Source organism: Streptomyces sp. NPDC088746 (assembly GCF_044751065.1).
Taxonomy (GTDB): domain Bacteria; phylum Actinomycetota; class Actinomycetes; order Streptomycetales; family Streptomycetaceae; genus Streptomyces.
The window spans coordinates 1,430,544-1,456,217 of record NZ_JBIVLA010000001.1; the positions used below are offsets into that span (position 1 = coordinate 1,430,544).

Below are 25,674 nucleotides of genomic sequence, written 5' to 3' on the forward strand. Positions count from 1 at the left end.
GCGGTTGTCTCTCCGGGATGCCGACGCCGGTCCCACGGCGACGCACCGAGAGGCCGCCGACTGGCCATAACACCGGCTGCGCTCCGCGGCCACACTGCCACGGGGCGTTCATGTTTCGGGGACATTAGCGAGAGGGTCCGCTCAGCGGAAGCCCTCGTCCAGAATCCGGTCTCCCTCCGGAGTCGCACGACATAACCGCCGGTCAGCGGGAGACCGTCCGGAACGCGAACATCTACGCGCGTTCAAGTCGGGTGACGCCGCGGCAACGCTGCGTACATGACGCGTGAACGATTGTTAACACACCGTGAAATAAATGTCGCAAAAAATTCCCGCCCGCAGCGCCCGCGGCACTCTCACGCGCCCTCGGGGAACGGCGCGCGCCCCTCGCGGAACCGCCCCGCCGGCGCCCGGCGTCCGTCCCGGGATCACACCACGGCCCCGGCACTCGTGCGGTGTGAGCCGCGCGTGTGCCGGGGCCTTCGGATCAGGAATCAGCGCATCCGGGTGGCCCACTCCTGGACCTTCTTGATCCGGTCCTGGATCTGCCCGGCCGTCGCCTCCGCGCTGGGCGGACCGCCGCACACCCTCCGCAGCTCGGTGTGGATCACCCCGTGCGGCTTGCCACTCTGGTGGGTGTACGCCGACACCATCGTGTTGAGCTGCTTGCGCAGCTCCAGCAGCTTCTTGTGCGTGACCACGGGGCGGTCCTCGGCCGCCTTCTCCAGCAGGTCCGCCTCCTCCGCCGGCTTCTGCCTGCTGTGCGCGATCTGCCGGGTCTGCCGCTTCTGGAGCAGCAGCTGCACCTGGTCGGGTTCCAGGAGGCCGGGGATGCCCAGGTAGTCCTGCTCCTCCTCGCTGCCCGGGTGCGCCTGCATGCCGAATTCCGCGCCGTCGTACAGCACCCGGTCGAAGACCGCGTCGGACTCCAGCGCCTCGAAGGGCAGCTGCTCCTCGGTCTCCTCGTCCTCGAGCTTCTCCGCGTCCGCGAGGAGCTGGTCCTCCTCGGCGAACGGGTTCTCCTCGTCGCTGCCCTTCTTGGGCTTGTCGAGCACGTGGTCGCGCTCGACCTCCATCTCGTTCGCGAAGTCGAGGAGCATCGGGATGGTCGGCACGAAGACCGAAGCCGTCTCGCCCCGGCGCCGCGACCGTACGAAACGGCCGACGGCCTGGGCGAAGAAGAGCGGTGTCGAGATGGTCGTGGCGTACACGCCGACCGCGAGGCGCGGGACGTCGACGCCCTCCGACACCATGCGCACCGCGACCATCCAGCGCGACTCGTCCTGGCTGAACTTGTCGATCTTCTTCGACGCCGCCTTCTCGTCGGAGAGGACCACGGCCGGGGACTCGCCCGTCACCTTCTTGAGGATCTTGGCGTACGCGCGCGCCGACTCCTGGTCCGTCGCGATGACGAGCCCGCCCGCGTCCGGAATCCCCTTGCGCACCTCGGTGAGCCGCTTGTCGGCGGCGGCCAGCACGTTGGGGATCCACTCGCCGGTGGGCGCGAGCGCGGTGCGCCAGGCCTGCCCGATGGCGTCCTTGGTCATCGGTTCACCGAGCCGGGCGGCGATCTCGTCCCCGGCCTTGGTGCGCCAGCGCATGTTGCCGCTGTAGCTGAGGAAGATCACGGGGCGGACGACCCCGTCGGCCAGAGCGTTGCCGTAGCCGTAGGTGTAGTCGGCCGAGGAGCGGCGGATGCCGTCGTTGCCCTCCTCGTACGCCACGAAGGGGATGGGGTTCGTGTCGGACCGGAACGGCGTACCGGTGAGCGCGAGCCGCCGCGTCGCCGGGTCGAACGCCTCCTGGCAGGCCTCGCCCCAGGACTTCGAGTCACCGGCGTGGTGGATCTCGTCGAGGATCACGAGCGTCTTGCGCTGCTCGCACCGGTTGCGGTGCAGCATGGGGCGCACGCCGACACCGGCGTACGTGATCGCGACCCCGTGGTACTCCTTGCTCACGGGGCCGGCGCTGTAGTCCGGGTCGAGCTTGATGCCTATGCGGGCCGCGGCCTCCGCCCACTGCTTCTTGAGGTGCTCGGTGGGCGCCACGACGGTGATCTGCTGCACCACGTGGTGGTGCAGCAGCCATGAGGCGAGGGTCAGCGCGAAGGTGGTCTTCCCGGCGCCGGGCGTCGCGACCGCGAGGAAGTCGCGCGGCTGCTCCTGGATGTACTTCTCCATGGCACCCTGCTGCCAGGCGCGCAGCTTCCCGGCCGTCCCCCAGGGGGCGCGGCCGGGAAAGGCGGGTGAGAGGTGGTGGGAGGCGGTAGTAGTCACGGTCTCCGGTTCGGGGCACTCGGGTACGTGGGGCGCTGTCCGATGGGGCCGCAGCCGGCCCGTACGCGATACGACAACCGGGCCACCCTACCGGCGGGCGGAGCGGAACCCTCCCTGGACGACGCCGCCCCGGAGGATAATGCGACAGCTGTCACACCTCGGCGACGACCAGCTCCCGCAGTCCTTGGGCGATGACCTTCACCTCGTCCATCTCACCGGTCGCGACCGCGATGACCAGGCGTTCCGCCGCGTCGATGTCGGGGCGCAGGTCCACTCCGTTCATCGCCAGGAACGAGACGCAGGACAGCCATGCCGTCCGCTCGTTGCCGTCGAAAAGTGGATGGTTGACCGCGAGGGACTGGAGGAGCGCAGCGGCCTTGTCGATCACGTCCGGGTACGCCTCCTCCCCGAACATGGCGGCGGAAGGGCGGTGTGCCGCGGATTCCAGGAGCCCGACGTCCCGCACGACCACCTGCATGTCGTCGCAGGCGTATCCCGCGATGACGAGGATGTCCTCGGAGGAGAGGTAGACGCAGGTCACTTCAGCCGGTCCATGAGCTCGCCCCACTTGGCGGCCTGCTCCTTGGCCGTCTTACGGACGATGGCCTCCTGCGCAGTCCGGGCGAGGTAGTCGTCGACGGCCTTGAGCAGTATCGCGTGCATGCTGGTGCCCTCCTGCTCGGCCCGCTGCTTGAGTGCCTCGGTCTGGTCGTCGCGAAGACGCAGGTTCATAGCCATACCAAAACGGTACCACCGCTTTGGGGCCAGACTGGTACCGTCCGGGCGCTACCGGGGCTGCGTTCGGCCCGCCACCCACACCCCCACCAGCGCCACCGCTGCCATCGGCAGGAACACCACCGTGAAGGCCCCGGGATGCGCCGTGGCCGTACCGCTTCCCACGGCCCCGTGGGCGGCCGCGCCCACCCCGCCGCCGCCGAGCGCGGCGAACGCCGCACCGCCCGCGGCGAGCAGCAGCGCGTTGGACAGGCCGTCCGAGATCTGGAGGGCGGCCGAGTTGGCCCCCGCCTCGTGCGGCGCCGACAGCTTCAGCAACAGCACGCTCGTCGACGCGATCACCATGCCCATGCCGAAGCATCCGACGCCCCAGACCACGGCCAGGGTCCACACGGGTACCGACTCGATCAGCACAGCGGGCGCGGCGAGGATCGCCAGTGTCACGAGCACCATGCCCACCACCATCAGGGCCCCCCGGTGGGGCTCCAGCCGGGGCCGGGCCAGGACGTACGAGCCGAGCGCCCAGGTCAGACCACCGGCTGCCAGGGAGAGGCCGGCCATCGTCGGGGAGAGTCCGCGCTGGGTCACGAGCATCAGCGGGACGAAGGACTCCGCGACGATGAACGAACCGGCCGATATCCCCCGCAGCAGGATCACGGCGGGAAGCCCCCGCGCGGCCCGCACGGTCCCCCGGGGCAGCAGCCCGCGCACGGCGGGGACGAGCAGCGCGGCACCGGCCAGCGCCGGGACCAGAGAGGCCCACCGCAGCTCCTGTCCGGCGTACTGGAGCAGCCCGGCGCCGGCCGAGATCCCGAGCGCGAGCCGGATGCGGCGCCGGTCGAAGGGCTCCGTCGCGGCCTCCGCGTTCGCGGCACCACCCGCCATCCGCCGGATCGCGGGCAGCGCGAGGCCCAGCGGCAGGAGGATGAGGACCGGGATGCCGACGAAGACCCAGCGCCACCCGAGGTGCTCGGTCACGGTTCCCGAGGCGAGCGGGCCGACGACGGACGGGACGATCCAGGCCGCGGAGAAGCCGGCCATGATGCCCGGCCGGATCCGCTCCGGGTAGGCCCGCCCGATGACGACGTACAGCGCCACGATGACGAGCCCGCCGCCGATGCCCTGGACAGCCCGTCCCAGGATGAACGTCCACATGTTCGCCGCGGTCCCGGAGAGCAGCAGCCCCGCCCCGAATGCCCCGATCCCGGTGGCGATCGGGGCGAGCGGCCCGCGCCGGTCGGCCCACTGGCCGGAGAGGACCATGGCGAAGAGGCTGGTGGTGAAGTACGCGGAGAAGGCGAAGGCGTAGAGCGGGATGCCCTGCAGCTCGCGGGCCGCGACCGGCATCGCCGTACCCACGGCGGTCGCCTCGAAGGCGATGAGCAGGACGACGGAGACGATGCCGATGCTGAGTGCCCGGTAGGTCCGCCCGAGGACACCTTCCGCCGGCTCGACGACGGTGGTCTCGACTATGGCGGCGGTGACCTCGGCGTCACTGGGTTCCAGGGCAGTCATGGGCCCCAGAGTAAGGGCCACCGCACCAGTTGACCCCTGTCGGTGGGCGGTATGCGGCTGGTCCCTTGGTCGTAGGCCTATGGGCTGTTTCATGAACGCGGTATGGCAGTCACGTTGCGGCCCGCCCGCAGCCCTTGGCCCGGCCCCGGAGGGCCCGTACGGTCGACAGCAGATCAAGAAACGCACGGCCGTGTGCCCGAGAGGTTCAGGGGCTCGACTGCAACTCGAGTTACACCGGTTCGAATCCGGTCACGGCCTCCACGCGGGAGAACCCGAAAGGAACGGCCGCCCCCATGGCGCGGGGGCGGCCGTTCCTGCGTGCGCGGGCCTGCCACTACCTCAGGGTTTTGGCCGCGCCTTCTGCCGGGCGCGCTCCTCGGACTCCTGCATCTCCAGGATCCGGAAGACATGGGAGCTCGCCCGCTTGCGCGCACTCCCGCTCGTGAACAGCGCCGCGCCCGCGACGGCTGGGGGTACTGCAAGAAATCCGATTCCGAGGAGTTCCGGCCAGTCTCGCTCGGCGCTGCACAGCTTTCCCGCGCCCTGGCTGTACGAGGTGCTCTCACTGTCGTAGAACACCGGAGCCTCGCAAGAGATTTCATCCTGAAAGTGATGCACAGTGAACGGAATCAGCAGCAAGTACCCCAACCAGAGGAACAGGGCTGCGGACAGTGCCATCAGGCCGGCGCCCCAGCTCTGCTGCCGTCCGGCCCAACGGTCGAATTCCTGTCGGGCTGGCCATTGCATGAGAAGTCTCCCATTGGTTGTGCAACGCGCTTGTCCGGGCACCTGATCCGGCGGGCTCACGGGAGCAGCCGGCGGGCTGCGACGGGCCGCGGGTACGGTCAGCCCGTGACCGCACCCGCCACGAATGCGGACCAGGCGGCGGGGGCGACAGTGAAGGTGGGGCCGTCGGTGACCTTGGAGTCGCGGACGTGGACGGTGTGGGGGCAGGTGGCGACCTCGACGCAGGCCGCTCCCTCGTTGTTGCTGTAGCTGGACTTGTGCCAGTCGTAGGCGACTTCGAGGCAGGCCTCGCCCTCGTTGTTGCTGTAGCTGGACTTGAACCAGGAAAGTCCGGGCCCGCCGCTCACAGTTACCTCACCTTCGTCTCGATGACCTCCGCGGACTTCCAGGGATTGAGCGCCTGCGCCCGCAGGATGCCGAAGAGGTCGAACATGTCGCCCACCTGCTCCGGTTTCGAAAGCAACCTACCTCCGCCCTGCCCCTCCGCGAACAGCAATGTGCGGCCCTCCGCCGTGGACATCAGCTGCATCGGCCCGTTCAACCCCGCATGCGTGTGCTGAGCCGACGGCATCACCTGCACCGTCAGGTGGTTGTGCCGCTCCACACAGTCCAGCACGTGCCGCAGCTGCTCCTTCAGCACCTTTGGCCCGCCGAGCATCCGGTCCAGGACCGACTCCTCGATGACGTACCCGATGCGCGGCGGCGGCGTGCGCAACAGCGCAGTCTGCCGCTCCAGCCTCGCTCCGACGTGCCGGGCGATCTCGTCCTCCGTGTACGCCGGTACGCGCGACCGGTACAGCGCGTGCACGTACGCCTCCGTCTGCAGCAGGCCCGGGATCAGCATCGTCTCGTACGCGCTGATCACCCGCGCGTTCCGCTCCAGCTTCGCCCAGTCCAGGAACTTCGGCGGGTACTTCTCCTCGTCCACCAGCTCGCAGCACGCCCTCAGCGCCCCGCCCGCGCCGAACACCCGGTCCCCGTCGATCAGCAGGTCGCGCGAGGGAATGCGCTCGCCCGCTCCACCGCGCCCATCAGCGACTCCGAGATCAGCAGCTGCTCCGCCGCCTCCTCTGCGTGAGAACCGCCCGCACCCGGTGGATGCGGATCAGCTCCCCCACCAGCCGCCGCCCGCGCGTCGTCTCGCCACTCGTCCCCACAGCCGTCACCGCCCTCCCCACATCGCATCGGTGTGGATCGCGTCCTCCTGGTCACGCTACGCAGTCACCGCGATGCTCATTGCCATGACGAGCAAGAAGCTCCCCGAATGGGTACCCGCCTCGGGGCTCCAACTCCGCCTCATCGGCATGCACTCGACGCCATCCGGCTGCGCGGCGTCCGGGGGGAGGCTGTGCTGCACCACCTCGCCACCCTCACGGACGGCGATCCGGGGCCCGTCGTGCGCGAGATCGCGGGGGCGCGGTGGACGTACTTCCTGCTGGAACCCGGCGCGAGCCAGGACTTCGACTGGCCGCCCGGCGCGAAGTGCTTCGGCCCGGCGGCCCGCGACCAGTACGTGGGGATTCCGGCCGCCCACGGAAACACGTATCCGCTGAGCTGACGGTGCGGGCCTCCGCAGGACGGGGACTTCGTGGACGCGGAGCTGCTGTACGGGCTCGTGATGGCCCAACTCGCCCCTGACGACCTGCACGTGGCCGACGCGTGATTGCTCAGGGAGTGCGCATCAGGTTGCGGAGACCGGCGACGAGGGCAGGGACGTCGCGTTCGACCTCGGCCGGGGCTGCGGCCTCCGCCGGCTGGTGCGCGGTCGCGCAGGGGCGGCAGAGGCCGTCCGGGAGGGCTTCGGCCGGGCCGGGGCGGCCGCATTCGGCGCACTCGACCAGGAGAGCGCGCACGGGAGTGCCGGGCGGGTTCTGGGTCCGTGCGGGTGCTGCGGGCAGCTGGGGCGGCATCTTGTCGGTGAGGCGGCGGCGTACCAGACCGATGGGTGATCCGATGCGCTCGGGGAGTCCGGCGGTGAGCGCCGAGGTGAGGTAGTCGGCGCTGACGCCTCGTGCGAACCAGGCGGCGGCGAGGGGTTCCAGTGTGGCGCAGTCGGCGGCGGAGAGCGCCAGGCGGGGTTCGCTGCGGCCGAGTTCGGCGAGGGTGCGGTAGGCGGAGGAAGGGCCCGTCACAGCCGTGGGGGTGCCGCCCGGCTCCTCCTGCGGCGCCGGGGGCGTGGGCGCGGTGCGCTGCTGGGGTACGGCCGCCTGTGCGGGTGCCTGCTCCGGGGCAGGGGCAGCCTCGCCTGCGAGCTTGGCGTTCCACCACTCGTTGTCGTGGGCGGTGCGGGACCAGTAGGTGAGCGTCACCCACCGGCACTGGCCGTCTCCTTCGACCCGGCAGCGCACGCGGCGCAGATGTCCGGCCACGGCGAGGGCGCGCAGCGCGGTGCCGATGGCCATCTGGCCGTACAGGGGCAGGTCCTTGACCAGCGACTTGATGTCCATGGCGGCACCGTCGGGCAGGCGGTCGACATACCCGGCGACATAGCGCTCCCGCTCGGGCAGGAGGGCGAAAGCACCTGTGCTGGCGGGGCCTTGGGCCGGGACGGTCCGCTTGCCGTAGCCGGGGTGCGCCCTGCGGTACGGGCGCGAGGCTGCGGGGGCGAGCGGGGCGGAGCTAGGGTGCTGGGTAGCCACGAGATCGTCCTTCTTGGGTGCGCGATCTTGGGTCAGACCCCGGCCGGTGCAGCGAACACCGTGTCGGGGTCGTCTCGTTGTGGGCACCGTAAGCAGTCGCAACTCTCCGCTGCAACTCGATCACGATTAGTCATACTTGCTGGCCGTGACGGGGTGGGGAGGGAGGGGAGGTTTCCCCAAAAGCCCTTACCTACCCCCCGGATGAACAACACAGCTCGAACCCCGGCCCTCGCGTCTCAGCCCTCGAAGCCCGAAGCTCAAGCGTCGGCCCGCAGGCATCCCTCGCTTCCCCGAACGAGTGACAGCGCCACACCCGGCGCTCGAACCCCGAGACTCGGAGGTCGAGCGCCGGGGTCACGATCCGGCCCCACTGAGCATCTACTTCGGCGTGAGATCGGGGGTCTCGGGCAGCCCCGCGTTGTTCTCGCAGCCGAGTTCCTTCACCAGCTTGAGCGAAACGGCATGCAGGATGGTCATGTTCAGGTTGCGGTACTCACGATTGTCCGGAGCATCGCTCTCGCCACGCCCGAAGCTGCCATGGACGCGCAGGGGCGTCTCGTCCGAACCCTTCAGTTGAGGGGTGACGCACTCGAAGTAGAGTGCGGCGTTGCTGCGTCCAACGGAGGACTGGACGCCCATGGTGTAGAGCTCCTGGCCGGCCGGGAGCCCTTCATCCTCCACGTCCTGGGGGGCATACATGGAGAACTTCACCCCCCCTCTGTCGGTCTGTTTGGCGCCTTTCGGACTGAGCTCACAGAGCGTGTTCACCCCACCCCAGGAACGCCCTGATCCATACGCTTCCTTGAGCGCGGCGACAGCCTTCTCCATGCCCTTGGGGCTCTTCACGAAGAAAAGCTTGTCCCCGGTCACCTTTTCGACCATCCCCGCCAGAGAACCGGAGAACACATCCCCGCACACCTGCTCGGCCCCGACGAACGGGTCGTCCTGTTGCTCCTCCTCCGCGGCGCACGCCACGCTCCCGGCGCTCATGACCATCACCAGAGCGGCGGCCGTCAGCCATCGTCTCACCCGTGCACACCCACTTCACTCATGCCTACGCCTCTTCTCGCCATCGTCCGCTGCCCCGGTCGGCGACCGGCCGGCTCCGGGTGCACATCCGGCACAGAGCACCCCGCCCATGTCCCTCGCTCAGCACTCAGGACTCCGGGCTCACGCCCTGGACGCGCGCACGCAGATTCCCGTCGCCGTAGCCGAGCATCCTGGAATCGTCCAGATCCTCGGCCAGGTCTCCGCCCGTCCTGGCGTCGAGCTTTGCGATCTCGTCCTTGTGCTGGGCGACGAACGTGTCGACTGGAGTCTCCGTATAGGTCTCTCCCGCCTTGTAGACGGCCGCCTGCTGTTCGGCGGTCAGATCGTCGACCTTCTCCTTGTTCTTGTCGACCGCCTCCTCCCCCATACCGCCGACCACGTCCCCAATGAGCGTCTCGGCGGCTCCGGTCGCTACGTCGGTGAACATCGGCACCAGCAGCGCACCCGCGCCGATGACCGGGGCTGCGGGCAGGAAGAAGGCGGCCGTCGCCACTCCCGCACCCAGCGCGGCGGTGCCACCGAACTCAGCCCAACCGGACCGTCGCTCCGCGGCCTTCTCGAAGTCCTCATGCGCCTTGACGCCCTCGGCCACGACCTGGTCCGCACGCGACTGGTCCAGCATTCCCTGGACCTCGGATCCAATCTTCACCGTTCGTCGGACATCGCCCGTGTCGATCTCGCCGTCCTTGCCGACCTGCGCCTCCAGCGCACTGGTCGTGTAGATCTGCTCGGCGGCGCTCAACGACGCGTAGGCATCGGGGTGGTGTCCCAGGGCGCCCAGGAACTGCCTGGTGATGTCACGCCCGTTGGAATCGAGGGTGTCGGAGAAGTCGAGATGGCCCTCCCGGCTCCCAGCGGGCGCGAAGACGCTGTCGTCCTTGTTCTTGTCCATCGCCCAGTTGATGTCATCGATGTAACCGGCGCCCATCGCACCCAGGCTGTCGGACAGCGATTCCTGGGTCTTCAGCAGCTTGGCGTCCGAGTACTTCTCCATCACGTCGCGCATGACCGCTGCGTTATCGTCGTCCCGCACCACGCTCGCGTCCGGGTGACCGGCCGGGTAGCCGAGAGTAGCCGACTCCAGTGCGTGGCCCAACGCGTCGGGCATCTGGTTGAGGGAGTTCTTGAGCTCGTCCTCGTCCAGCGAGTTGACGTCGGGGAAGGACTCCCACTTCTCGTTGCCGAAGAAGTCGAGGTAGTTGTCGATCGGCGTGTCGCCGTTCTTGCCCAGATCGGCCGTGGCGCCCTTGTTGACCGTGCCGTCCTCGTTGTACGCGGTCGGCGGGTCGTTGAAGAAGTGCTTCGACGCGTCCGGGCTGTTACCGAGCGCTTCCAGCATGGCGGTCGCCGGGTCGTAGCCGGCCCCGTTCACACCGGACGGGTTGAACGGGTTCTTGAACGGGCTGTTCACCATCTTGTTGTCGGCGAACATGTACGGGTCCTTCTGGTGCAGCTGCGCCACGTGTTCGGCGATCGGGTTGAGGAACGCCTTGTCGTAGTTCCCGTACCGCATGATGCCGCCGAGCAGCTGGTAACCGTACGGCCCGTTGGAGTCGTACTTGGCCAGCGGGACGCGCTCCGTGCCCATCTTGCGGAGCTCGGGGCCCCACTCGTCGGAGAACGCCTTGTCGTGGGAGGCGGTGGCCAGGTTGAGGCCGAGGTTCTTCTGCAGCGCCTGGACGTCCTTGAGCCGCTGCTCGTCGACATCGAAACCCTCGTACGTGTCCGTCGAGAGCTGGCCGAAGAACGCCAGCGACTTCTCCGGGCCCAGCTTCTCGTAGAAGTTCTTCGAGAACTCCACCGACTTGCTGTTGTCTGCCAGCAACTCGTTGAGCGCCTGGAGTTCCTTGTGTGTCAGCTCACGCCCCTTGCCCGCCAGCGCGGCGGCCCGGGCGGCCTCCTCCTGGTCCATCTTCGTGTACTTCGGGGCGCTGAAGTCCTTGCGGTCGGTGACGTTGGCCTCGAGGGAGTTCTTGAAGGCCACGTCGGTGTCGTTGCAGTTGTCGACGATCAGGTCGATCTTCTTCTGCCAGGAGGCGATGTTCGTCTTCTGCTGCTGCACCAGTGCGGGGTAGTCGGGGTCGTGCGCCTTCTGCTGGGCCGGCATGTCCTCCACCGGATGGCGCGCGGTGACCTTGCCGTGGCCGTCGACCTTGACCCCTGCCGCGGGCCCCTCGTGGTCCCGGATGTTGATCAGCTCGTCCTTGGCCTTCTTGATGGCGTTGTGGCCCTCTTCGAGGATCTGCTTCACGCCCTTGGCCTCAGCCGCCGCGTCCGCGACCTCCTTGGCCGTCTTGCCGATGAACGGCTTCGTGACACCGGCGTTGAGACCGTCCCAGTCGGCCTTGTCCGCCCTGGCCTTCATCCCGTCGGTGGCCTCGGTGGCGAGCCTGTCCAGATCGCCCGCCATCTTCGACCAGTCGTCGACCGCGGCTTTCAGCTTCACCAAAGGGGCGTCGACTATGTCCTCGAACTTGAGCGTACCCATGCTCCCCCGCCCCTTACTTCATGTACTTCGAGAGCGCGGAGATCGGCGCCAGATCTCCCTGGACCTTCACGTCGTCCTTCGCATGCTGGGCCTTGGTGTAATCCAGGTGATTCGAAATGTGACCAAGAGAATCCAGCAGGGTCTTCAGGTGCGTGTTCCAGCGGTCATGCACCTTGAGCACCGCGGAACCGCTCACGAAATTGCCGTTGGTGAGCGCGATCGCTGCTTCGAAGGTGGCAGGACGGGCGTGGTCGCCCTGTCGGGACACCTTTGTCCGCAGCTCATAGGCGTCATTTCCGATACGGCCGAGGTCGTCCCGGTTGACCACCAGATCACCGGAGCCGCCCCCGCCGCCCTCGGCCGGGACACTGTTGAGCCGCATGGAACTGCGCGCGGCCGCAGCCGCGCGCAGTTCGGCCCATTCCTGTTCGAAGGTCACGAATTTCCCCAAGTCCGTCTTTACAGACCGCTTCGTCTGAGACAGGCGGCCACCGACCCGCTCACCGTATCGGGTAAGCCCTCACCGGCAACGCGCGGAGGGAAATTCCGGCGACCGGTGAGGGCCAGGGCCCTCGTGCGAGGAGCGGATCAGGACTTGGGTGCGGCCACCGCCGCCTGCGGCCGGATCGGCAGCCGGTTGACCGGGCGGCCCGTCGCGGCTCGGACCGCCGAGGCCACCGCCGCTGGGGAGGTCACCACCGGGGCCGCCGAGGCCGGCTTGGCGCCGAAGGGGGCCACCACGTCGCGTTCCTCGACCAGTTTGACGATGTGGATGTCCGGCGCGTCCAGGGAGGTCGGGAGGGCGTAACCGGTGAGGTCCGGGTGGCGGATCAGGCCGCGGGCGGTGCGAAGGTTCTCCGTGAGGGCCGCGCCGATGCCCTGGGTGACGCCCGCCTCGATGCGGGTCGCCAGCTGGGACGGGTTGAGGATCCGGCCGACGTCCTGGGCGACCGCCATCTCGACCACCCGGACCGATCCGAGTTCGATGTCGACGTCGACCACCGCGCGGACCGCGCAGAAGGCCAGGCCCACGAAGGCGTCGCCCTGTCCGGACTCGTCCAGGGGCTCGGTGGGGTGGGGGCGGCACTGGGCTGTGGCCCAGAGTTCCTTGCCCTCCATCGCCTCACTGACCGTCGTGGACAGCACACCGTCGTACGAGGTGATCTTGCCGTCGGCGATCTGGAGGAGCTCCGTGGACATCCCGAACTTGTGGGCCAGCGGCTGGAGGAGCTGCGTACGGACCATCTTGGCGGCGCGTTCGATCGCGCCGCCCGAGACCCAGGTGTGGCGGCCGTGCGTCGCCGGGCCCGCCGGGGGCTGGTCGGTGTCCACCGCCGCCACGTGGACCTCTTCGACGCCCAGGGTCTCCTGGACGATCTGGCGTGCGAGGGTGGTGAAGCCCTGGCCGGTCTCGACGGCCGCGCAGATGACGGTGGCGACGCCGTCGTGGACCCGCACCGTGGCCGTGGAGACCTCGTCCGCGCCCTCGGCGCCGAGCATGTGGACCATGCCCAGGGCGTAGCCGACGCCCCTGCGTACGGCTCCGGGTTCCCCGGCGCCCTCCGGGCCCCCCGGGAGCAGCCAGTCGTCCTGCGGCGTGTCCTTGGGGAGCGCGGGGAGCGGGAAGTCACGGAGCGCGCCGAGGAGTTCGGCCACGGGCGCAGGGCAGGTCACGGTCTGGCTGGTGGGCAGGATGTCGCCCGTGGAGAGGGCGTTGCGCAGGCGGAGGTCGACCGGGTCGATGCCCAGCTTGGCCGCCAGCTTGTCCATCTGGCCCTCGTACGCGGCGCAGACCTGCATCGCGCCCTCGCCCCGCACATGCCCGGAGGGCGGGTTGTTCGTACGGACCGCCCAGCCCTCGATGAAGGCGTGCGGGACGACGTACGGTCCGCAGGCGAAGGCCACGGCGGCGGCCAGGGATTCGGACGAGGAGTCGGCGTACGCGCCCGCGTCGAGGAGGATCTGTGCCTCGACCTTGACCAGCCGTCCCTCGGCGTCCGCGTGGTGGCGGTAGCGCAGCAGGGTGGGGTGGCGGTGGGCGTGCCCGAGGAAGGACTCCTCGCGGGTGGCGGCCAGTTTCACGGGGCAGCCGGTGCGCAGGGCGAGCAGGCCCAGCGGGATCTGGAAGCCGGGGTCCTCCCGGTCGCCGGTCGCTCCGGGGACACCGGTCACGACGACCTTGACCCGCTCGGGGTCCAGGCCGAAGCAGGCGGCGGCGAGATCGCGGTCGGTGTGCGGGTCGGTGGAGGCCGTGTAGAGCTCGACACCCCCGTCGGGGCGTGGCACGGCGAGGCCGGCCTCCGCGCCGATCGGGGCGGGGTCCTGACGGCCGATGCGGTACAGGCCCTCGACGATGACCTCGCCCACGGTGTCCGGGTCGCCGTAACGCAGCGGGATGTGGCGGATGAGGTTGCCGTCGGGGTGGAGGGGCTCGGCGGTGAAGGCCTTCTCGGGGTCGGTGACCGGTTCGAGGACCTCGTACTCGACGGTGATCGCCGCGGCGGCCAGCCGGGCGGTGTCGGGGTGGTCCGCCGCGACTGCGGCGATCGCCTCGCCGTGGTGGCGGACGAGCTCGGAGGCGAACACGGGGCGGTCGACGACCCGGCGGCCGTACGAGCCGTCCCCGGGGATGTCCTCGTGCGTGACGACCGCGCGTACCCCGGGCATGCCGGCGGCGGCCGCCGTGTCGATCGAGACGATGCGCGCGTGCGGGTGCGGGGAGCGCAGCAACGCGGCCCACAGCAGCCCCTCGGCCCACAGGTCGGCCGCGTACGGGAAGGTGCCCTCCGTCTTGGCGCGGGCGTCGGCGGGCGGCAGCGAGGTGCCCAGTCCGAGCGCGGGCCGCTCCTGGTCCGGGTCGGGGCCCTCGGGCGGCGGTGTGGTGTGCGTGGTGCTGGTCGCGGTGGCTGCGTCGCTGGTCACGCCGCCTCCTTGTCGTTCGCTCCGCCGCGGCGGCTGGTGGGGGTGGGGATGACCGGTGGTGCGGGTGACGGCGCGGTGTTCACCGGACGTCTCCCTCGTGCGCCTGGACGCTGCCCGCGCCGGGGGCGGCCTGGTGCGGGATGCGCGGTTCGGCGTCGTCCGCGGCGGCGGCCGCCGCGTCCGCGGTCGCCTCCCGGCCGGCGACGACGTCGCGTACGGCGTCGAGCACACCCCGGTAGCCGGAACACCGGCAGAGGTTGCCGCACAGGGCCTGACGGGTCTCCAGCTCGCTGGGGGCGTGGTTGCCCTCCAGGAGGTCGTGGACGGTCATGGCCATCCCGGGGATGCAGAATCCGCACTGGACGGCCCCGCACTCGGCCAGGGCCCGCTGGACGTCCGACGGTTCGCCGTCCACCGCGAGCCCCTCGACCGTACGGACCTCGCTGCCCGCGGTCGTGGCGGCGGGAACCAGGCAGGAGGCCACGAGGCGGCCGTCGACCTGGACGTTGCAGGCACCGCACTCGCCTTGCGAGCAGCCGTCCTTGGCGCCGGCGAGGCCGAGGCGCTCCCGGAGCACGTACAGCAGCGATTCGCCGATCCAGGCGTCGCTGACGGGGCGGTCCACGCCGTTCACGTGGAGGACGTACGAGGCCGAAGGGTGCTCGCTGGGGCCCGCCGGGGGGGCTGGATCAGCGGGCTCCTCCGAGGGGACGGCGCCGTGTTCGGACGTGGGCGGGTTGACGGGTTCGAGGCCGTCCCCGGGTGTCTCGGCCGCCGGTTCGGGGGCTTCGGCCGAGGGGTCCGGGGCTTCCAGGGGCTCTTCCGGCCCCCCTGCGGCCTCCACGACGGCCTCGGCGCCCGCAGGGGGCTCCTCGGGGGCCTCCACGGCCTGCGGGGCCTCCACGGGCTCCGAGGGCACCTCCACGGCCTCCTCGGGGGCGGCCTCGGGCTCGAGGGCGCGCTCCTGCGTCGCCCACGGCGCGGCGGCGCCGCCGGGAAGCGTGGCCGGGGGCGGGTCGGCGTACCACTGGGAGGCCATCGTCGACGACGCGAACTCGCCGGACTCCTCAGGGAGGTCGCCGTTCGCCACCGGGATCGTCCACTCGCCGGTGTGACCGGCGGGCTCGGGAACCGGCTCGGGTTCGGGCTCCGCTCGGACGGCCTCGGTGAAATTCCACTGGGCCGTCGTGGACGACGTCTGCGCGTACTGCGACGTGTCCGGGTACGGCTGCTGGTACGGGTCCTGCTGCTGGTTCGGGTCGGGCCAGTGCACCGCCTCCGGGGCGGACTCCGTGCCCGGGGCGTGGCCGGCCGCCCGCTCCTGCTGGCTCTGCGTCTGCACGACCCAGCTGCCGGTGGCCGCCGGGTCGAGGCCCGCGGCCGGGGTCAGCGGCAGGATCATCGGCGGGACGTAGCTGTGGCCGGGGGCGGCCAGGGGGTCGCTCCCGAGGTCGGCGAGGTCCTCCGGGGGCAGGTGGACGAAGGCGGTGGCCTCCGCGTCGTACTCACCGCCCTGCGGGGTGGGCTGCCAGCCGGCGTACGGGTCGGGCTGCCCGTGCCGCTGCTCGGGGTTCTCTTCATTGCTCACGACAGTGCCCTCCCCAGTGCGCGTCGGGCGAGCGCGGCGACCGTGCGCCGCAGGTGCAGGACGGCGGGCGACAGCGGAGGGGCCTCTCCCCCGTCGTCCGGTGGAGCCTGGTCCGGGATGCAGGCCGCCGCGACGTACTCGCCGAAGGCGGCCAGCGCGTCGGGGGCCAGGCCGCGTTCGCCGTCCCAGTCGATCAGGGAGGCGATCCAGCGTTCGGCCTCCAGGGGCCGCAGAGGCATCGGGGCGATCGCGCCGACGGCGCAGCGCACCCCGCGCCGCGCCGGGTCCAGGACGATTGCCACGGAGGCGGTGGCGCGGCCGGGTCCGGTGCGGCCGGTCGCCTTGAGGAAGACCTGGGGGGCGTGCAGCAGGGGCACGCGGACGAAGCCGATCAGCTCGGCGGGCTGGAGCATCTCGCGGCCCGCCAGCAGGTGCGAGACGGGGATCTCACGGCGGGAGCCCCCGGGGCCCGCGATGACCAGCTCGGCTTCGAGGGCGGCCAGGGCCGGCAGGGCGTCGCCGGTCGGCGCCGCGCTGGCGATGTTCCCGCCGAGGGTCCCGGCGTTACGGATCTGGGGTGGGCCCGCGGCACGCGAGGAGGCGGCCAGCGCGGGGATGAGGGCGGCGAAGTCGGGCCGCCCCATGCGCGCGTGGGTGAGCCCGGCGCCGAGCAGGGCGTGGCCGTCCTGGTAGTGCCAGCCGCGCAGCTCACTGATCCGGCCGAGGCCGACCAGTCCGGAGGGGCGCAGGAGGCCCTTGTTGACGGCCGACATGAGGTCCGTGCCCCCGGCGACGGGGACGGCGGCAGGCATGGCGCCGAGAGCCGCCACGGCCTCGTCGAGCGAGGCCGGGAGCGTCACCGACTGCATCGCCTGCGGTGCGTGCGTGGTCAACCCAGCTGCCCCTTCCCGGTGTCCCGGCAGTCCCGCCTGTCCGCCGTACGGTACGTGCTCACGGCCGGGACGTGGCAACTCTGGCACATCTTCCGGGCTGTCCGACGCGAGGGTCCACGAAGGGTGTTTCCACCCCCGACCAGGGGAAAAGTCACTTTTGGCAGTCCTTCTGCCCGACGCACGAATTGACGCTCTTCAGCTGGTTCGTACGACTTATTCGGTTCCCCTGGCCGTCGGGTGGGGTGGCGGTCACACGGTCGGTGGCGGTCCCTCGATCGGGCGACCCAGGACGCCGGGCCGGCGTTGCCACGGGTGCGGGCCGGCCGGGGGCCGGTAGCCGACGCCCAGGGCGTCGAGCCGCGCGTAGTGCGTGTCCATCCGGCGTTCGAAGTCGGCGAAGTCCCGCTCACCCGGGGCCGGGAGCCGCGACCAGGCGACCTCGGCGAAGGCGGCGAGCCTCGGGAACACCTGGTAGTCGACGCGGTCCCGGTTCTGCATGACCTCGGTCCAGACGTTGGCCTGGGCGCCCATGACGTGCCGGGCCGCCTCCTCGGAGAGCCCCGGGGGAACGGGCTCGAAGCGGTAGACGTCCTCCAGGGTGCGGACGAAGCCGATGGGCATCGGCTCGTCGGGGCCGCCGTCCTGACGGTGGTCCAGGTACACCTGCTGCTCGGGGCACATCACGACGTCGTGCCCGGCCTCGGCGGCGGCGATCCCGCCCGCGTAGCCCCGCCAGGACGACACCGCGGCGCCCTCGGCGAGGCCGCCCTCCAGGATCTCGTCCCAGCCGATGAGGCGGCGGCCCCTGGCGGTGAGCCAGCGGTCGAAGTGGCGGATGAACCAGGACTGGAGCTCGTCCTCGTCGGCCAGGCCGGCCTCGGCCATGCGGGCCTGTGCCGCAGGGGACGCCTTCCACTGGTCCTTGGGGCATTCGTCGCCACCGACATGGATGAAGGGCGAGGTCTCGGCGGGAAACAGGTCGAGCAGTTCCTCGAAGACCCCTTCGAAGAAACGCAGGGTGTTGTCAGTGGGGGCGAGTACGTTCGGATTGACGCCCCAGGTGTCCCACACGGAAAGCGCGGAGGTGTCGATGACATCGGTGTTGCCCAGTTCCGGATACGCGCTGATCGCCGCCTGCGAGTGGCCCGGGATGTCGATCTCGGGGACCACCCGGATATGCCGCTCGGCGGCGTACGCGACGATTTCGCGGATGTCGTCCTGGGTGTAGAAGCCGCCGTGCGGGGTCTCGTCCCACAGTTCGGATGCGCGGTGGCCGTATTTGGTGCGTGCGCGCCAGGCGCCCACTTCCGTGAGCCGGGGGTGGCGTTTGATCTCGACGCGCCAGCCTTGGTCGTCGGTGAGGTGGAAGTGGAAGACGTTCAGTTTGTGGGCGGCCAGCAGATCGAGCATGCGCAGCACGCCGTCCTTGGGCATGAAGTGCCGTGCCACGTCGAGCATCAGGCCGCGCCAGCCGAAGCGGGGGCCGTCCTCGATCTCCGTGAAGGGAATGCTCCTCTTCGCGCCCGGGCCGGCCGGCGCCCGGCGGAACGCCTCGGGGCCGAGGAGCTGACGGAGGGTCTGCGCACCCCAGAACACTCCGGCCGCGCTTCCGCCGGTGGCGCGTACGCCGTCGGCGGGCGCGACGGACAGCCGGTAGCCCTCGGGCTCCAGGGCGGCGTCGATCCGCAGGTGGACGGTGTTGCCGCCCTGGCCCGACGGGGGGCCCGGGGCCAGCGGCAGACCGAAGGCGGCTCCCAGGGTGGTGCGCAGCCAGCGTTCCGTGCCCTCGGTCCCGGGGCCGGCATCGAGCGTCGTGGCCCCGTCGAGGAAGAACGCGCCGCTGCCGTCACCGCCGGTGCGCACCGGCGCGGGAATCAGGTTGTCCATGTGTCAGTCCTTCACCGCTCCGCCGAGTCCGGAGACCAGGCGGCGCTGTACGAGGACGAAGAAGACCAGTACGGGAATGGTCATGACCGTGGAGGCCGCCATGATCCCTCCCCAGTCGTTCTCGTCGGGTTTGAAGAAGACCAGCAGCGCCATGGGAAGCGTCGACTGGGAGGTGTCGCTGATGATGAACGATTTCGCGAAGAGGAAGTCGTTCCAGGTCGAGATGAACGAGAAGACGCTGGTCGCCACGAGCCCGGGAAGGACGAGCGGGAAGAGGATCTGCCACAGGAAGCGGGTGCGGCTCGCCCCGTCGATGTAGGCGGCCTCCTCCAGGGCCTCCGGGACGGCCTTGACGAATCCGCGCAGCATCCAGATCGCGAACGGAAGCGAGAAGGCGAGATGCGGCAGGATCAGCGATCCCAGGGTGTTCAGCTGACCGAAGTCCCGCATCAGGAAGAACAGCGGGATGGTCAGCGCCTCGACCGGCACCATCTGCGCCACGAGGAACATGATGAGAAGCGTGGTGCGGAACCTGAAGCGGAACCGGGTCACCGCCGTCGCGGCGAGGAAGGCGATCAGCGCGGACGCGATGACGACCGTGCCGGCGACGACCAGACTGTTGAGGAAGTAACGGCCGAATTCCTGTTGTTCGAAGACCCTGCGGAACGAGTCGAGGGACGGGGCCAGGGTCCAGGGGCGGGCCTCGGTGGACTGGATCTCCCCCGCCGGCTTGAAGGCGGAGAGCACCATCCAGTACAGCGGGAAGGCGACCACGACGGCGATGACGAGGGCCGCGGCCTCCGCCGCGAGCCTCCCGGGCCGGCGGACGCGCAGCAGCGTGCGTGCGCTCACAGTTCCTCCCCCTGGCGCCGCACCAGGCGCAGATAGACCAGCGTCACGGCCAGCAGGATCACGAGCATCACGACGCCGATCGCCGATCCGAGGCTGTACTGCGAGGACGCGAACGCCTTCTGGTAGGCGTACACGTTGAGCACCAGGTTCTGGCCGGCGATGCCGCCGCCGTTGGTCATGACGTAGATCTGGGTGAAGACCTTGAAGTCCCAGATGACCGACTGGATGGTGACGACGATCAGGATCGGCCGCAGCATGGGGGCCATGACCGACCGCCAGATCCGCCACTGCGAGGCGCCGTCAAGCGAGGCCGCCTCCAGCACCTCGGTGGGGATCGCGCGGATGCCCGCGTACACGGTGACCATCACGAACGGGAACGAGCACCAGAGCACCTCCAGGAGCACCAGCGCGAAGGCGCTGTAGCGCCCGTACGTCCAGGAGAAGTCGCCGAGGCCCAGCACCTTGTTGACCGGGCCGAAGTCCGGGTCGAAGAGGAAGACCCAGACGGTCGAGCCGGTGATGGCCGGCGTGGCCCAGGCCCCCAGCGCGGCCATCATGAGCGCGAGCCGGGGCAGGGCGCGGATCCTGGTCAGCAGGACGGCCAGGGCGCAGCCCACGAACAGGGTGGCGAGCACGCAGGCCGCGGCGAAGACCACGGTCGCGAGGAGCACCTGCCAGAACTGGCTGTCGCCGAAGAGGGTGGCGTAGTTGCCGAACCCCTGGAAGGTGGTCGGTTCTCCCCCGCTGACCTGGGCCTGGGTGTACTCCAGGAAGGAGATCAGGCCCAGCTGGTAGATCGGGTAGACGAGGAGCCCGCCGAGCAGGACGAGCGCCGGGAGCAGATAGAGCCAGGGGGTCCAGCCGGAGCGCCGCGCGGGGGACGCCGGGCGGCGCCGGGGCGCGCGGGCCGGCGTCCCGCTCGCCCCGGACACGGAGGGGACCTTGTGCGGTGCGGTGTCGGCGGTCATCGTCAGCCCGCTTCGGCGAACGCCGCGTCCATCTTCTTCGCCGCGTCGTCCGAGGCGGCGGCCACGTCCTTACGGCCGCTGACGATCTCCTGGAACATGGTCGGCAGCACCAGCGAGGCGTCGATCTGGCCCCAGGCCGGGGAGGCGGGGACGAACTTCGCGCCCGCGCCGAGCGTGTCGACGAAGGGGCCGACGAAGGGCTCCTTCTCGGCGGCGGTGTCCAGCACGTCCGTGTACGTCGGCAGGAAGCCCATGGCGTCGAACATCTTCGCCTGCGTCTTCTTGCCGGTCAGGGACTTCATCAGGTCGACCGCGAGGGTGCGGTGCGAACTGCTCTTGAGTACGCCGATGTTGTTGCCGCCGGCGAACGCCGGGGCGATCGAGTCCTTCTTCACACCGGGGAGCGGCACGACGGCGTACTTGCCCTTCACGCTGCCCGCCTCGACCGCGGCGTGGCTGAAGTCGCCGCCGATCGCCATGGCCGCCTTGCCGGACGCGAAGGCGGTCACGGTCGCGTTGCCGCCCATGGCCGCGCACTTGGCCGCCGGGCAGTTGTCGTCACCGAAGAGCGAGGTGTAGGCCTCGATGCCCTTGCGGGCCTTCTCGCCGTTGATGGCGGACTCGTAGGTCACACCGGTCTCGTCGGCGAGTTCTCCGCCGTGGGCCCAGATGAAGGGCATCGCGCCGTAGGTGTACGCGCCGCCGACCGCGAGGCCGTACAGGTCGGGCTTCTCCTGGTGGATCTTCCTGGCGGTGGAGATCAGCTCGTCCTGGGACTTCGGGGGCTCGATGCCCAGGTCCTCGAAGACGTCGGTGCGGTAGTAGAGCGCCCGTACGCCGACGAAGAGCGGCGCCCCGTACACCTGGCCGTCCACCGTCACGGACTGCTTGGCCGTGGGGTCGGTGTCCTTGGCCTCGTCCCAGGCGGCGAACTCCTTGCTGACGTCGGCCAGTCCGCCGTCCTTCACGTAGCCGGCGGTGTCGGTGTTGCCGTACTCGATGAGGTCGGGGGCGCTCTTCGGGTCGTTGAAGGCGGCCTTGATGCGCTGGGCGCGGGTGTCGACGGGTATGTACTCGACCTCGACCTCGGCCCCCTCGTGGGACTTCTCGAAGTCGGCGACGGCGGCGTCGACGACCTTCTCCTTGGGCTTGTTGCCGACCTCCTGGAAGAGCCAGACGCGGAGCGTCCCGGACTTCTTGTCGCCCTCGGCGCCGGTGTCGGAGGTCTGCGGCGCGCAGGCGGTGACGGTGAGGCCGGCCAGCACAAGTGCCGTGGCCGGAGCGGAGATTCGGGCAGAAAGCTTCATCCGGGACCCCTACCGGTCAATCGTTGCATTCCATGCAACGTGCGTTTCGTTCTGCACAACTCGCAGGAGACTAAGGGCGCCCCAGCACGCCGACAAGTGGTCTCAACCACTCTGTGACCTCGTGGTGCAGCCCGTGCAACGCGGGCCCCCGCCCCCGCCGTGCCGGGGACGGCCGCACAGGGGCTCCCCGGCGCGCGAAACGGCCCCCGGGGCGCACGTCTCCGCGCGTCCCGGGGGCCGGGGTCAGGGTCCGGAAAGAGATAAAAGAGCTAAGGGGTGATAAGGGGGGCGGGCTACTTCTTGCCGCTGTTGTCCTTGCCGCCCTTGCCCTTGTCCTTGTCGCCGCCGGCGCCCATGGACTCGTAGATCTCCTTGCACATGGGGCAGACCGGATACTTCTTCGGGTCGCGTCCGGGAACCCAGACCTTCCCGCACAGCGCCACCACGGGAGTGCCCTCCAGGGCGCTCGCCATGATCTTGTCCTTCTGGACGTAATGGGCGTAGCGCTCGTGGTCACCGTCGCCGTTCGACACCTGCGGCGTCGGCTCTACGAGGGTTCCCGTACCTGCCCCGCGCTCGGGCTCAAGAGTGCTCATAACTGCCAAGCGTACTGAAAGCTCCGCGCATCAGTTCAGCGAAGGGTCGTCCGGATACGTCGCGATCATCGCCAGTTCGCTGCGCTGCCGCCGCAGAACCGCACGCCAGAGGTTCTCCGGGCGTGGCGAGGAGACGTCGCCGGGCTCCGACTCGACCACGTACCAGGCGCCGTCCGTCAGCTCGGTCTCCAGCTGACCCGGCCCCCAGCCCGCGTATCCGGCGAAGATCCGTAGCGATCCGAGCGCCGCCGCCAGCAGCTCCGGCGGCGCGTCCAGGTCCACCAGGCAGATCGCCCCGTGCACCCGGCGCCAGCCGATGGGGGCCGGGGAGGGCCCCTCGTCCCCCGGGATCACGGCCACACCCAGGGCGGAGTCGAGCGACACCGGGCCACCCTGGAAGACCACGTCCGGCTCGCCGGTCAGGCCGGCCCAGGACGCGAGGATGTCCGCTACGCCGACCGGGGTCGGACGGTTCAGGACCACACCCAGCGAGCCCTCCTCGTCGTGGTCGAGGAGCAGCACCACCGCACGGTCGAAATTCGGGTCCGCCAGGGCGGGTGCGGCCACGAGCAGCCGTCCTGTGAGCGAGGACACCTCCGTCATGGCACAGATGATCCCGCATCCCGGCCCTCCGCGGGGACCAAGTGGCGCGACCGCTCCCGGACCGCGCCCCTCCGCAGCTCAGGGCGCACGGCCGCCGCACGGGCGCACGGGGAGCGCACGATCGGGGGGCTGCCGGACGGGCCGTACGGGCGGTGACCCTCCGCAAGGAACGGGGAGCAGAACGTGTTGTGGCGGATTCATGACGTTCGTACACCCCCCGGCGCCTTACGGAAGGGGGGCGGGAGCCCATTACCCTTTTGATGGCCCCCTGCCCGACCACTCCGGAACGCGAGATACATGACCGGCACAGACGATGTCCTGCTTGTCCACGGCGGCACCCCGCTGGAGGGCGAGATCCGCGTCCGAGGCGCCAAGAACCTGGTGCCGAAGGCAATGGTCGCCGCGCTGCTCGGCAGCGGGCCCAGCCGGCTCCGCAACGTGCCCGACATCCGCGATGTGCGGGTGGTCCGGGGGCTGCTGCAGCTGCACGGCGTGACCGTCCGCCCCGGCGACGAGCCGGGCGAACTCATCCTCGACCCGTCGCACGTCGAGAGCGCGAACGTCGCCGACATCGATGCCCACGCGGGCTCGTCGCGCATCCCGATCCTCTTCTGCGGCCCCCTGCTGCACCGTTTGGGCCACGCGTTCATCCCGGGCCTCGGCGGCTGCGACATCGGCGGCCGGCCGATCGACTTCCACTTCGAGGTGCTCCGCCAGTTCGGCGCGGTCATCGAGAAGCGGGCCGACGGCCAGTACCTGGAGGCCCCGCAGCGGCTGCGTGGCACGAAGATCCGGCTGCCGTACCCGTCGGTGGGCTCCACCGAACAGGTGCTGCTGACCGCCGTCCTCGCCGAGGGCGTCACCGAGCTGTCCAACGCGGCCGTCGAACCGGAGATCGAGGACCTCATCTGCGTACTGCAGAAGATGGGCGCGATCATCTCCATGGACACCGACCGGACCATCCGGATCACGGGTGTCGACCGGCTCGACGGTTACACCCACCGGGCGATCCCGGACCGCCTGGAGGCCGCCTCCTGGGCGTCCGCGGCGCTGGCGACCGAGGGCAACATCTACGTGCGCGGCGCCCAGCAGCGCTCGATGATGACGTTCCTCAACACCTTCCGGCGTGTCGGAGGTGCCTTCGAGATCGACGACGAGGGCATCCGCTTCTGGCACCCGGGCGGCGCGCTGAACGCCATCGCCCTGGAGACGGACGTGCACCCCGGCTTCCAGACCGACTGGCAGCAGCCGCTCGTGGTGGCCCTGACGCAGGCCGCCGGTCTGTCGATCGTCCACGAGACGGTCTACGAGTCCCGGCTCGGCTTCACCTCGGCGCTCAACCAGATGGGTGCGCACATCCAGCTCTACCGCGAGTGCCTCGGGGGCTCCGACTGCCGGTTCGGGCAGCGGAACTTCCTGCACTCGGCCGTCGTGTCCGGGCCCACGAAGCTCCAGGGCGCGGATCTGGTCATCCCCGACCTGCGCGGCGGGTTCTCGTACCTGATCGCCGCCCTGGCGGCCCAGGGCACGTCCCGGGTGCACGGGATCGACCTGATCAACCGCGGCTACGAGAACTTCATGGACAAGCTCGAGAAGCTCGGCGCGAAGGTCGAGCTCCCCGGCGGCTCGCTCGTCTGACGCACCACGCCGGCGCGCTCCGGCGTACGCACAGTGCTGCCGCACACAGCATTGCGCGCCGGCGCACCACAGTCCGCCGCCCCGGCCCCCGCGAGGGACCGGGGCGGCGGGCTTTTCCGCTCTTCCGGCCCGGGCATCGGCCCAGGCGCCGCAGAACGCCCGTACAGAGCCGCTCGGGGCGGCCTGCCCTCCCCGGGGCCGCCGGAGGGTGCCGGGGCGCCGCAGACCGCCTCACAGCGCCCGCACGGGCGGTGTGCGCCGGGATGAAGACCCCCGGACACGGCCGCGGACATGCCGAAGGGCGGCCGCCCCGGTCAGGACGGCCGCCCTTCATTGATGCCTTGGGGCCTTACTTGCCCTTGGCGGCTTCCTTGAGCTTGGAGCCCGCGGAGACCTTCACGCTGTAGCCGGCCGGGATGTTGATCGGGTCGCCGGTCTGCGGGTTACGAGCGGTGCGAGCGGCACGGTGGGTGCGCTCGAAGGTCAGGAAGCCGGGGATGGTGACCTTCTCGTCGCCCTTGGCGACGATCTCGCCGACGGTCTCGGCGAGGGCGGCCAGAACGGCGTCGGCGTCCTTGCGGGTCACCTCGGCACGGTCGGCCAGGGCGGCCACCAGCTCACTGCGGTTCATGTTTGTACTCCCGTGTTCTTCTTGCCTGTGAGGCGTGAGATCGAAGCCGATGCTGCCAGGGCCCTCTGACAGTCCCCGGACCCGGGTCTGCTGTCAGACCCTCGCGCCCGAATACGCATCCTGCCCCCACCTGCGGCGCTAACGCCAATCCGGAACCCCTCGTCGTCACACGAAAAGCACCACCGATTGCCTGTGATGACGTTCCGTCGACTTGTTGGAGCGGTCCGCAGCGGATGCCGGGCCTGTGGGGCTCGCTGCCCGCCCACCCTAAAGGGGCGTTTGGGACGCCGCGACACGCGACGCGCCGTACGGGCCGCCCGGACGTGAGCTACGGCACCGTCC

23 protein-coding genes and 1 tRNA gene are annotated in these 25,674 nt (G+C 70.2%); 3 read left to right on the forward strand and 21 right to left on the reverse strand.

Annotation, left to right across the window (positions count from 1 at the left end; translation table 11 throughout):
* Positions 1–491 precede the first annotated feature (491 nt).
* The 4 genes from ACIP63_RS06775 to ACIP63_RS06790 all read right to left on the reverse strand — a co-directional run bounded on the left by ACIP63_RS06775 (position 492) and on the right by ACIP63_RS06790 (position 4,523).
* On the reverse strand, positions 492–2,273 hold the full coding sequence (locus tag ACIP63_RS06775) for a DEAD/DEAH box helicase (protein ID WP_401512057.1): 1,782 nt from the start codon (positions 2,271–2,273) through the stop codon (positions 492–494).
* A gap of 151 nt (positions 2,274–2,424) precedes the next feature.
* Positions 2,425–2,814, reverse strand: a complete 390-nt coding sequence (locus ACIP63_RS06780) for a type II toxin-antitoxin system death-on-curing family toxin (protein ID WP_401512059.1) — start codon at positions 2,812–2,814, stop codon at positions 2,425–2,427.
* Complete coding sequence (locus ACIP63_RS06785) at positions 2,811–3,011, reverse strand: ribbon-helix-helix protein, CopG family (RefSeq protein ID WP_129263580.1); 201 nt, start codon at positions 3,009–3,011, stop codon at positions 2,811–2,813. Before ACIP63_RS06785 ends, ACIP63_RS06780 begins: the two co-directional genes overlap by 4 nt.
* Before the next feature lie 48 nt (positions 3,012–3,059).
* Positions 3,060–4,523 carry an MFS transporter gene (locus tag ACIP63_RS06790; protein WP_401512061.1) on the reverse strand — a complete coding sequence of 488 codons (1,464 nt, stop codon included), beginning with the start codon at positions 4,521–4,523 and terminating at the stop codon, positions 3,060–3,062.
* A gap of 186 nt (positions 4,524–4,709) precedes the next feature.
* Between ACIP63_RS06790 and ACIP63_RS06795 the strand changes: the two genes are divergently transcribed.
* Positions 4,710–4,784 (forward strand) — tRNA-Cys (locus ACIP63_RS06795).
* Positions 4,785–4,862: 78 nt separating this feature from the next.
* On the opposite strand, the gene ACIP63_RS06800 is transcribed toward ACIP63_RS06795, so the two are convergent.
* The 3 genes from ACIP63_RS06800 to ACIP63_RS06810 all read right to left on the reverse strand — a co-directional run bounded on the left by ACIP63_RS06800 (position 4,863) and on the right by ACIP63_RS06810 (position 6,240).
* Positions 4,863–5,270 (reverse strand): hypothetical protein, encoded by a 408-nt coding sequence (locus tag ACIP63_RS06800; RefSeq protein ID WP_401512062.1) that lies wholly within the window; start codon positions 5,268–5,270, stop codon positions 4,863–4,865.
* 98 nt (positions 5,271–5,368) lie between these two features.
* On the reverse strand, positions 5,369–5,617 hold the full coding sequence (locus ACIP63_RS06805) for a DUF397 domain-containing protein (RefSeq protein ID WP_401512064.1): 249 nt from the start codon (positions 5,615–5,617) through the stop codon (positions 5,369–5,371).
* 2 nt (positions 5,618–5,619) lie between these two features.
* Entirely contained in the window at positions 5,620–6,240 is a 621-nt protein-coding gene (locus ACIP63_RS06810; protein ID WP_401512066.1) for a DUF5753 domain-containing protein, read from the reverse strand.
* A gap of 294 nt (positions 6,241–6,534) precedes the next feature.
* On the opposite strand from ACIP63_RS06810, the gene ACIP63_RS06815 reads away from it, so the two are divergent.
* The gene (locus tag ACIP63_RS06815; RefSeq protein WP_401512068.1) at positions 6,535–6,828 is read left to right on the forward strand and encodes a hypothetical protein; all 294 of its coding nucleotides are present in this window, start codon (positions 6,535–6,537) and stop codon (positions 6,826–6,828) included.
* 109 nt (positions 6,829–6,937) lie between these two features.
* Here ACIP63_RS06815 and ACIP63_RS06820 read toward each other — a convergent pair whose 3' ends face one another.
* The 13 genes from ACIP63_RS06820 to ACIP63_RS06880 form a co-directional block, all read right to left on the reverse strand.
* Entirely contained in the window at positions 6,938–7,909 is a 972-nt protein-coding gene (locus ACIP63_RS06820) for a MarR family transcriptional regulator (RefSeq protein ID WP_401512069.1), read from the reverse strand.
* A 378-nt stretch (positions 7,910–8,287) separates the two neighbouring features.
* Positions 8,288–8,938, reverse strand: coding sequence for a hypothetical protein (locus ACIP63_RS06825; protein WP_401512071.1), 651 nt, complete (start codon positions 8,936–8,938; stop codon positions 8,288–8,290).
* A gap of 127 nt (positions 8,939–9,065) precedes the next feature.
* Positions 9,066–11,447: a hypothetical protein gene (locus ACIP63_RS06830; RefSeq protein WP_401512073.1), complete on the reverse strand. Its 2,382-nt coding sequence runs from the start codon at positions 11,445–11,447 to the stop codon at positions 9,066–9,068.
* 13 nt (positions 11,448–11,460) lie between these two features.
* Complete coding sequence (locus ACIP63_RS06835) at positions 11,461–11,886, reverse strand: hypothetical protein (RefSeq protein ID WP_401512075.1); 426 nt, start codon at positions 11,884–11,886, stop codon at positions 11,461–11,463.
* 149 nt (positions 11,887–12,035) lie between these two features.
* Positions 12,036–14,369 (reverse strand): xanthine dehydrogenase family protein molybdopterin-binding subunit, encoded by a 2,334-nt coding sequence (locus tag ACIP63_RS06840; RefSeq protein WP_401512077.1) that lies wholly within the window; start codon positions 14,367–14,369, stop codon positions 12,036–12,038.
* 79 nt (positions 14,370–14,448) lie between these two features.
* A complete protein-coding gene (locus ACIP63_RS06845; protein WP_401512078.1) occupies positions 14,449–15,957 on the reverse strand; it encodes a 2Fe-2S iron-sulfur cluster-binding protein in 1,509 nt (502 codons plus the stop codon).
* Entirely contained in the window at positions 15,954–16,850 is an 897-nt protein-coding gene (locus ACIP63_RS06850; protein WP_401512080.1) for an FAD binding domain-containing protein, read from the reverse strand. The genes ACIP63_RS06845 and ACIP63_RS06850 overlap by 4 nt, the downstream gene beginning before the upstream one ends.
* Before the next feature lie 249 nt (positions 16,851–17,099).
* On the reverse strand, positions 17,100–18,737 hold the full coding sequence (locus tag ACIP63_RS06855) for a beta-N-acetylhexosaminidase (RefSeq protein WP_401512082.1): 1,638 nt from the start codon (positions 18,735–18,737) through the stop codon (positions 17,100–17,102).
* Positions 18,738–18,740: 3 nt separating this feature from the next.
* Positions 18,741–19,589, reverse strand: a complete 849-nt coding sequence (locus tag ACIP63_RS06860) for a carbohydrate ABC transporter permease (RefSeq protein WP_401512083.1) — start codon at positions 19,587–19,589, stop codon at positions 18,741–18,743.
* Positions 19,586–20,557, reverse strand: coding sequence for a carbohydrate ABC transporter permease (locus ACIP63_RS06865; RefSeq protein ID WP_401512084.1), 972 nt, complete (start codon positions 20,555–20,557; stop codon positions 19,586–19,588). The genes ACIP63_RS06860 and ACIP63_RS06865 overlap by 4 nt, the downstream gene beginning before the upstream one ends.
* Before the next feature lie 2 nt (positions 20,558–20,559).
* On the reverse strand, positions 20,560–21,864 hold the full coding sequence (locus tag ACIP63_RS06870) for an extracellular solute-binding protein (RefSeq protein WP_401512086.1): 1,305 nt from the start codon (positions 21,862–21,864) through the stop codon (positions 20,560–20,562).
* A gap of 293 nt (positions 21,865–22,157) precedes the next feature.
* Positions 22,158–22,460 carry a DUF3039 domain-containing protein gene (locus ACIP63_RS06875; protein WP_042837321.1) on the reverse strand — a complete coding sequence of 101 codons (303 nt, stop codon included), beginning with the start codon at positions 22,458–22,460 and terminating at the stop codon, positions 22,158–22,160.
* A gap of 30 nt (positions 22,461–22,490) precedes the next feature.
* On the reverse strand, positions 22,491–23,063 hold the full coding sequence (locus tag ACIP63_RS06880) for a YqgE/AlgH family protein (RefSeq protein WP_362926993.1): 573 nt from the start codon (positions 23,061–23,063) through the stop codon (positions 22,491–22,493).
* Between the two features lie 297 nt (positions 23,064–23,360).
* On the opposite strand from ACIP63_RS06880, the gene murA reads away from it, so the two are divergent.
* Positions 23,361–24,701 carry a UDP-N-acetylglucosamine 1-carboxyvinyltransferase gene (gene murA, locus ACIP63_RS06885; protein ID WP_329037820.1) on the forward strand — a complete coding sequence of 447 codons (1,341 nt, stop codon included), beginning with the start codon at positions 23,361–23,363 and terminating at the stop codon, positions 24,699–24,701.
* 349 nt (positions 24,702–25,050) lie between these two features.
* On the opposite strand, the gene ACIP63_RS06890 is transcribed toward murA, so the two are convergent.
* A complete protein-coding gene (locus ACIP63_RS06890; protein WP_003968811.1) occupies positions 25,051–25,332 on the reverse strand; it encodes an HU family DNA-binding protein in 282 nt (93 codons plus the stop codon).
* Between the last annotated feature and the right edge of the window lie 342 nt (positions 25,333–25,674).

Excerpts from the sequence above, each read along its gene's own strand:
- ACIP63_RS06890 (WP_003968811.1), bottom strand. The coding sequence starts at position 25,332 with ATGAACCGCAGTGAGCTGGTGGCCGCCCTGGCCGACCGTGCCGAGGTG.
- ACIP63_RS06815 (WP_401512068.1), top strand. The coding sequence starts at position 6,535 with ATGGGTACCCGCCTCGGGGCTCCAACTCCGCCTCATCGGCATGCACTC.
- ACIP63_RS06830 (WP_401512073.1), bottom strand. The coding sequence starts at position 11,447 with ATGGGTACGCTCAAGTTCGAGGACATAGTCGACGCCCCTTTGGTGAAG.
- ACIP63_RS06855 (WP_401512082.1), bottom strand. The coding sequence starts at position 18,737 with ATGGACAACCTGATTCCCGCGCCGGTGCGCACCGGCGGTGACGGCAGC.
- ACIP63_RS06800 (WP_401512062.1), bottom strand. The coding sequence starts at position 5,270 with ATGCAATGGCCAGCCCGACAGGAATTCGACCGTTGGGCCGGACGGCAG.
- murA (WP_329037820.1), top strand. The coding sequence starts at position 23,361 with ATGACCGGCACAGACGATGTCCTGCTTGTCCACGGCGGCACCCCGCTG.
- ACIP63_RS06875 (WP_042837321.1), bottom strand. The coding sequence starts at position 22,460 with ATGAGCACTCTTGAGCCCGAGCGCGGGGCAGGTACGGGAACCCTCGTA.
- ACIP63_RS06785 (WP_129263580.1), bottom strand. The coding sequence starts at position 3,011 with ATGGCTATGAACCTGCGTCTTCGCGACGACCAGACCGAGGCACTCAAG.
- ACIP63_RS06790 (WP_401512061.1), bottom strand. The coding sequence starts at position 4,523 with ATGACTGCCCTGGAACCCAGTGACGCCGAGGTCACCGCCGCCATAGTC.
- ACIP63_RS06870 (WP_401512086.1), bottom strand. The coding sequence starts at position 21,864 with ATGAAGCTTTCTGCCCGAATCTCCGCTCCGGCCACGGCACTTGTGCTG.
- ACIP63_RS06880 (WP_362926993.1), bottom strand. The coding sequence starts at position 23,063 with ATGACGGAGGTGTCCTCGCTCACAGGACGGCTGCTCGTGGCCGCACCC.
- ACIP63_RS06865 (WP_401512084.1), bottom strand. The coding sequence starts at position 20,557 with ATGACCGCCGACACCGCACCGCACAAGGTCCCCTCCGTGTCCGGGGCG.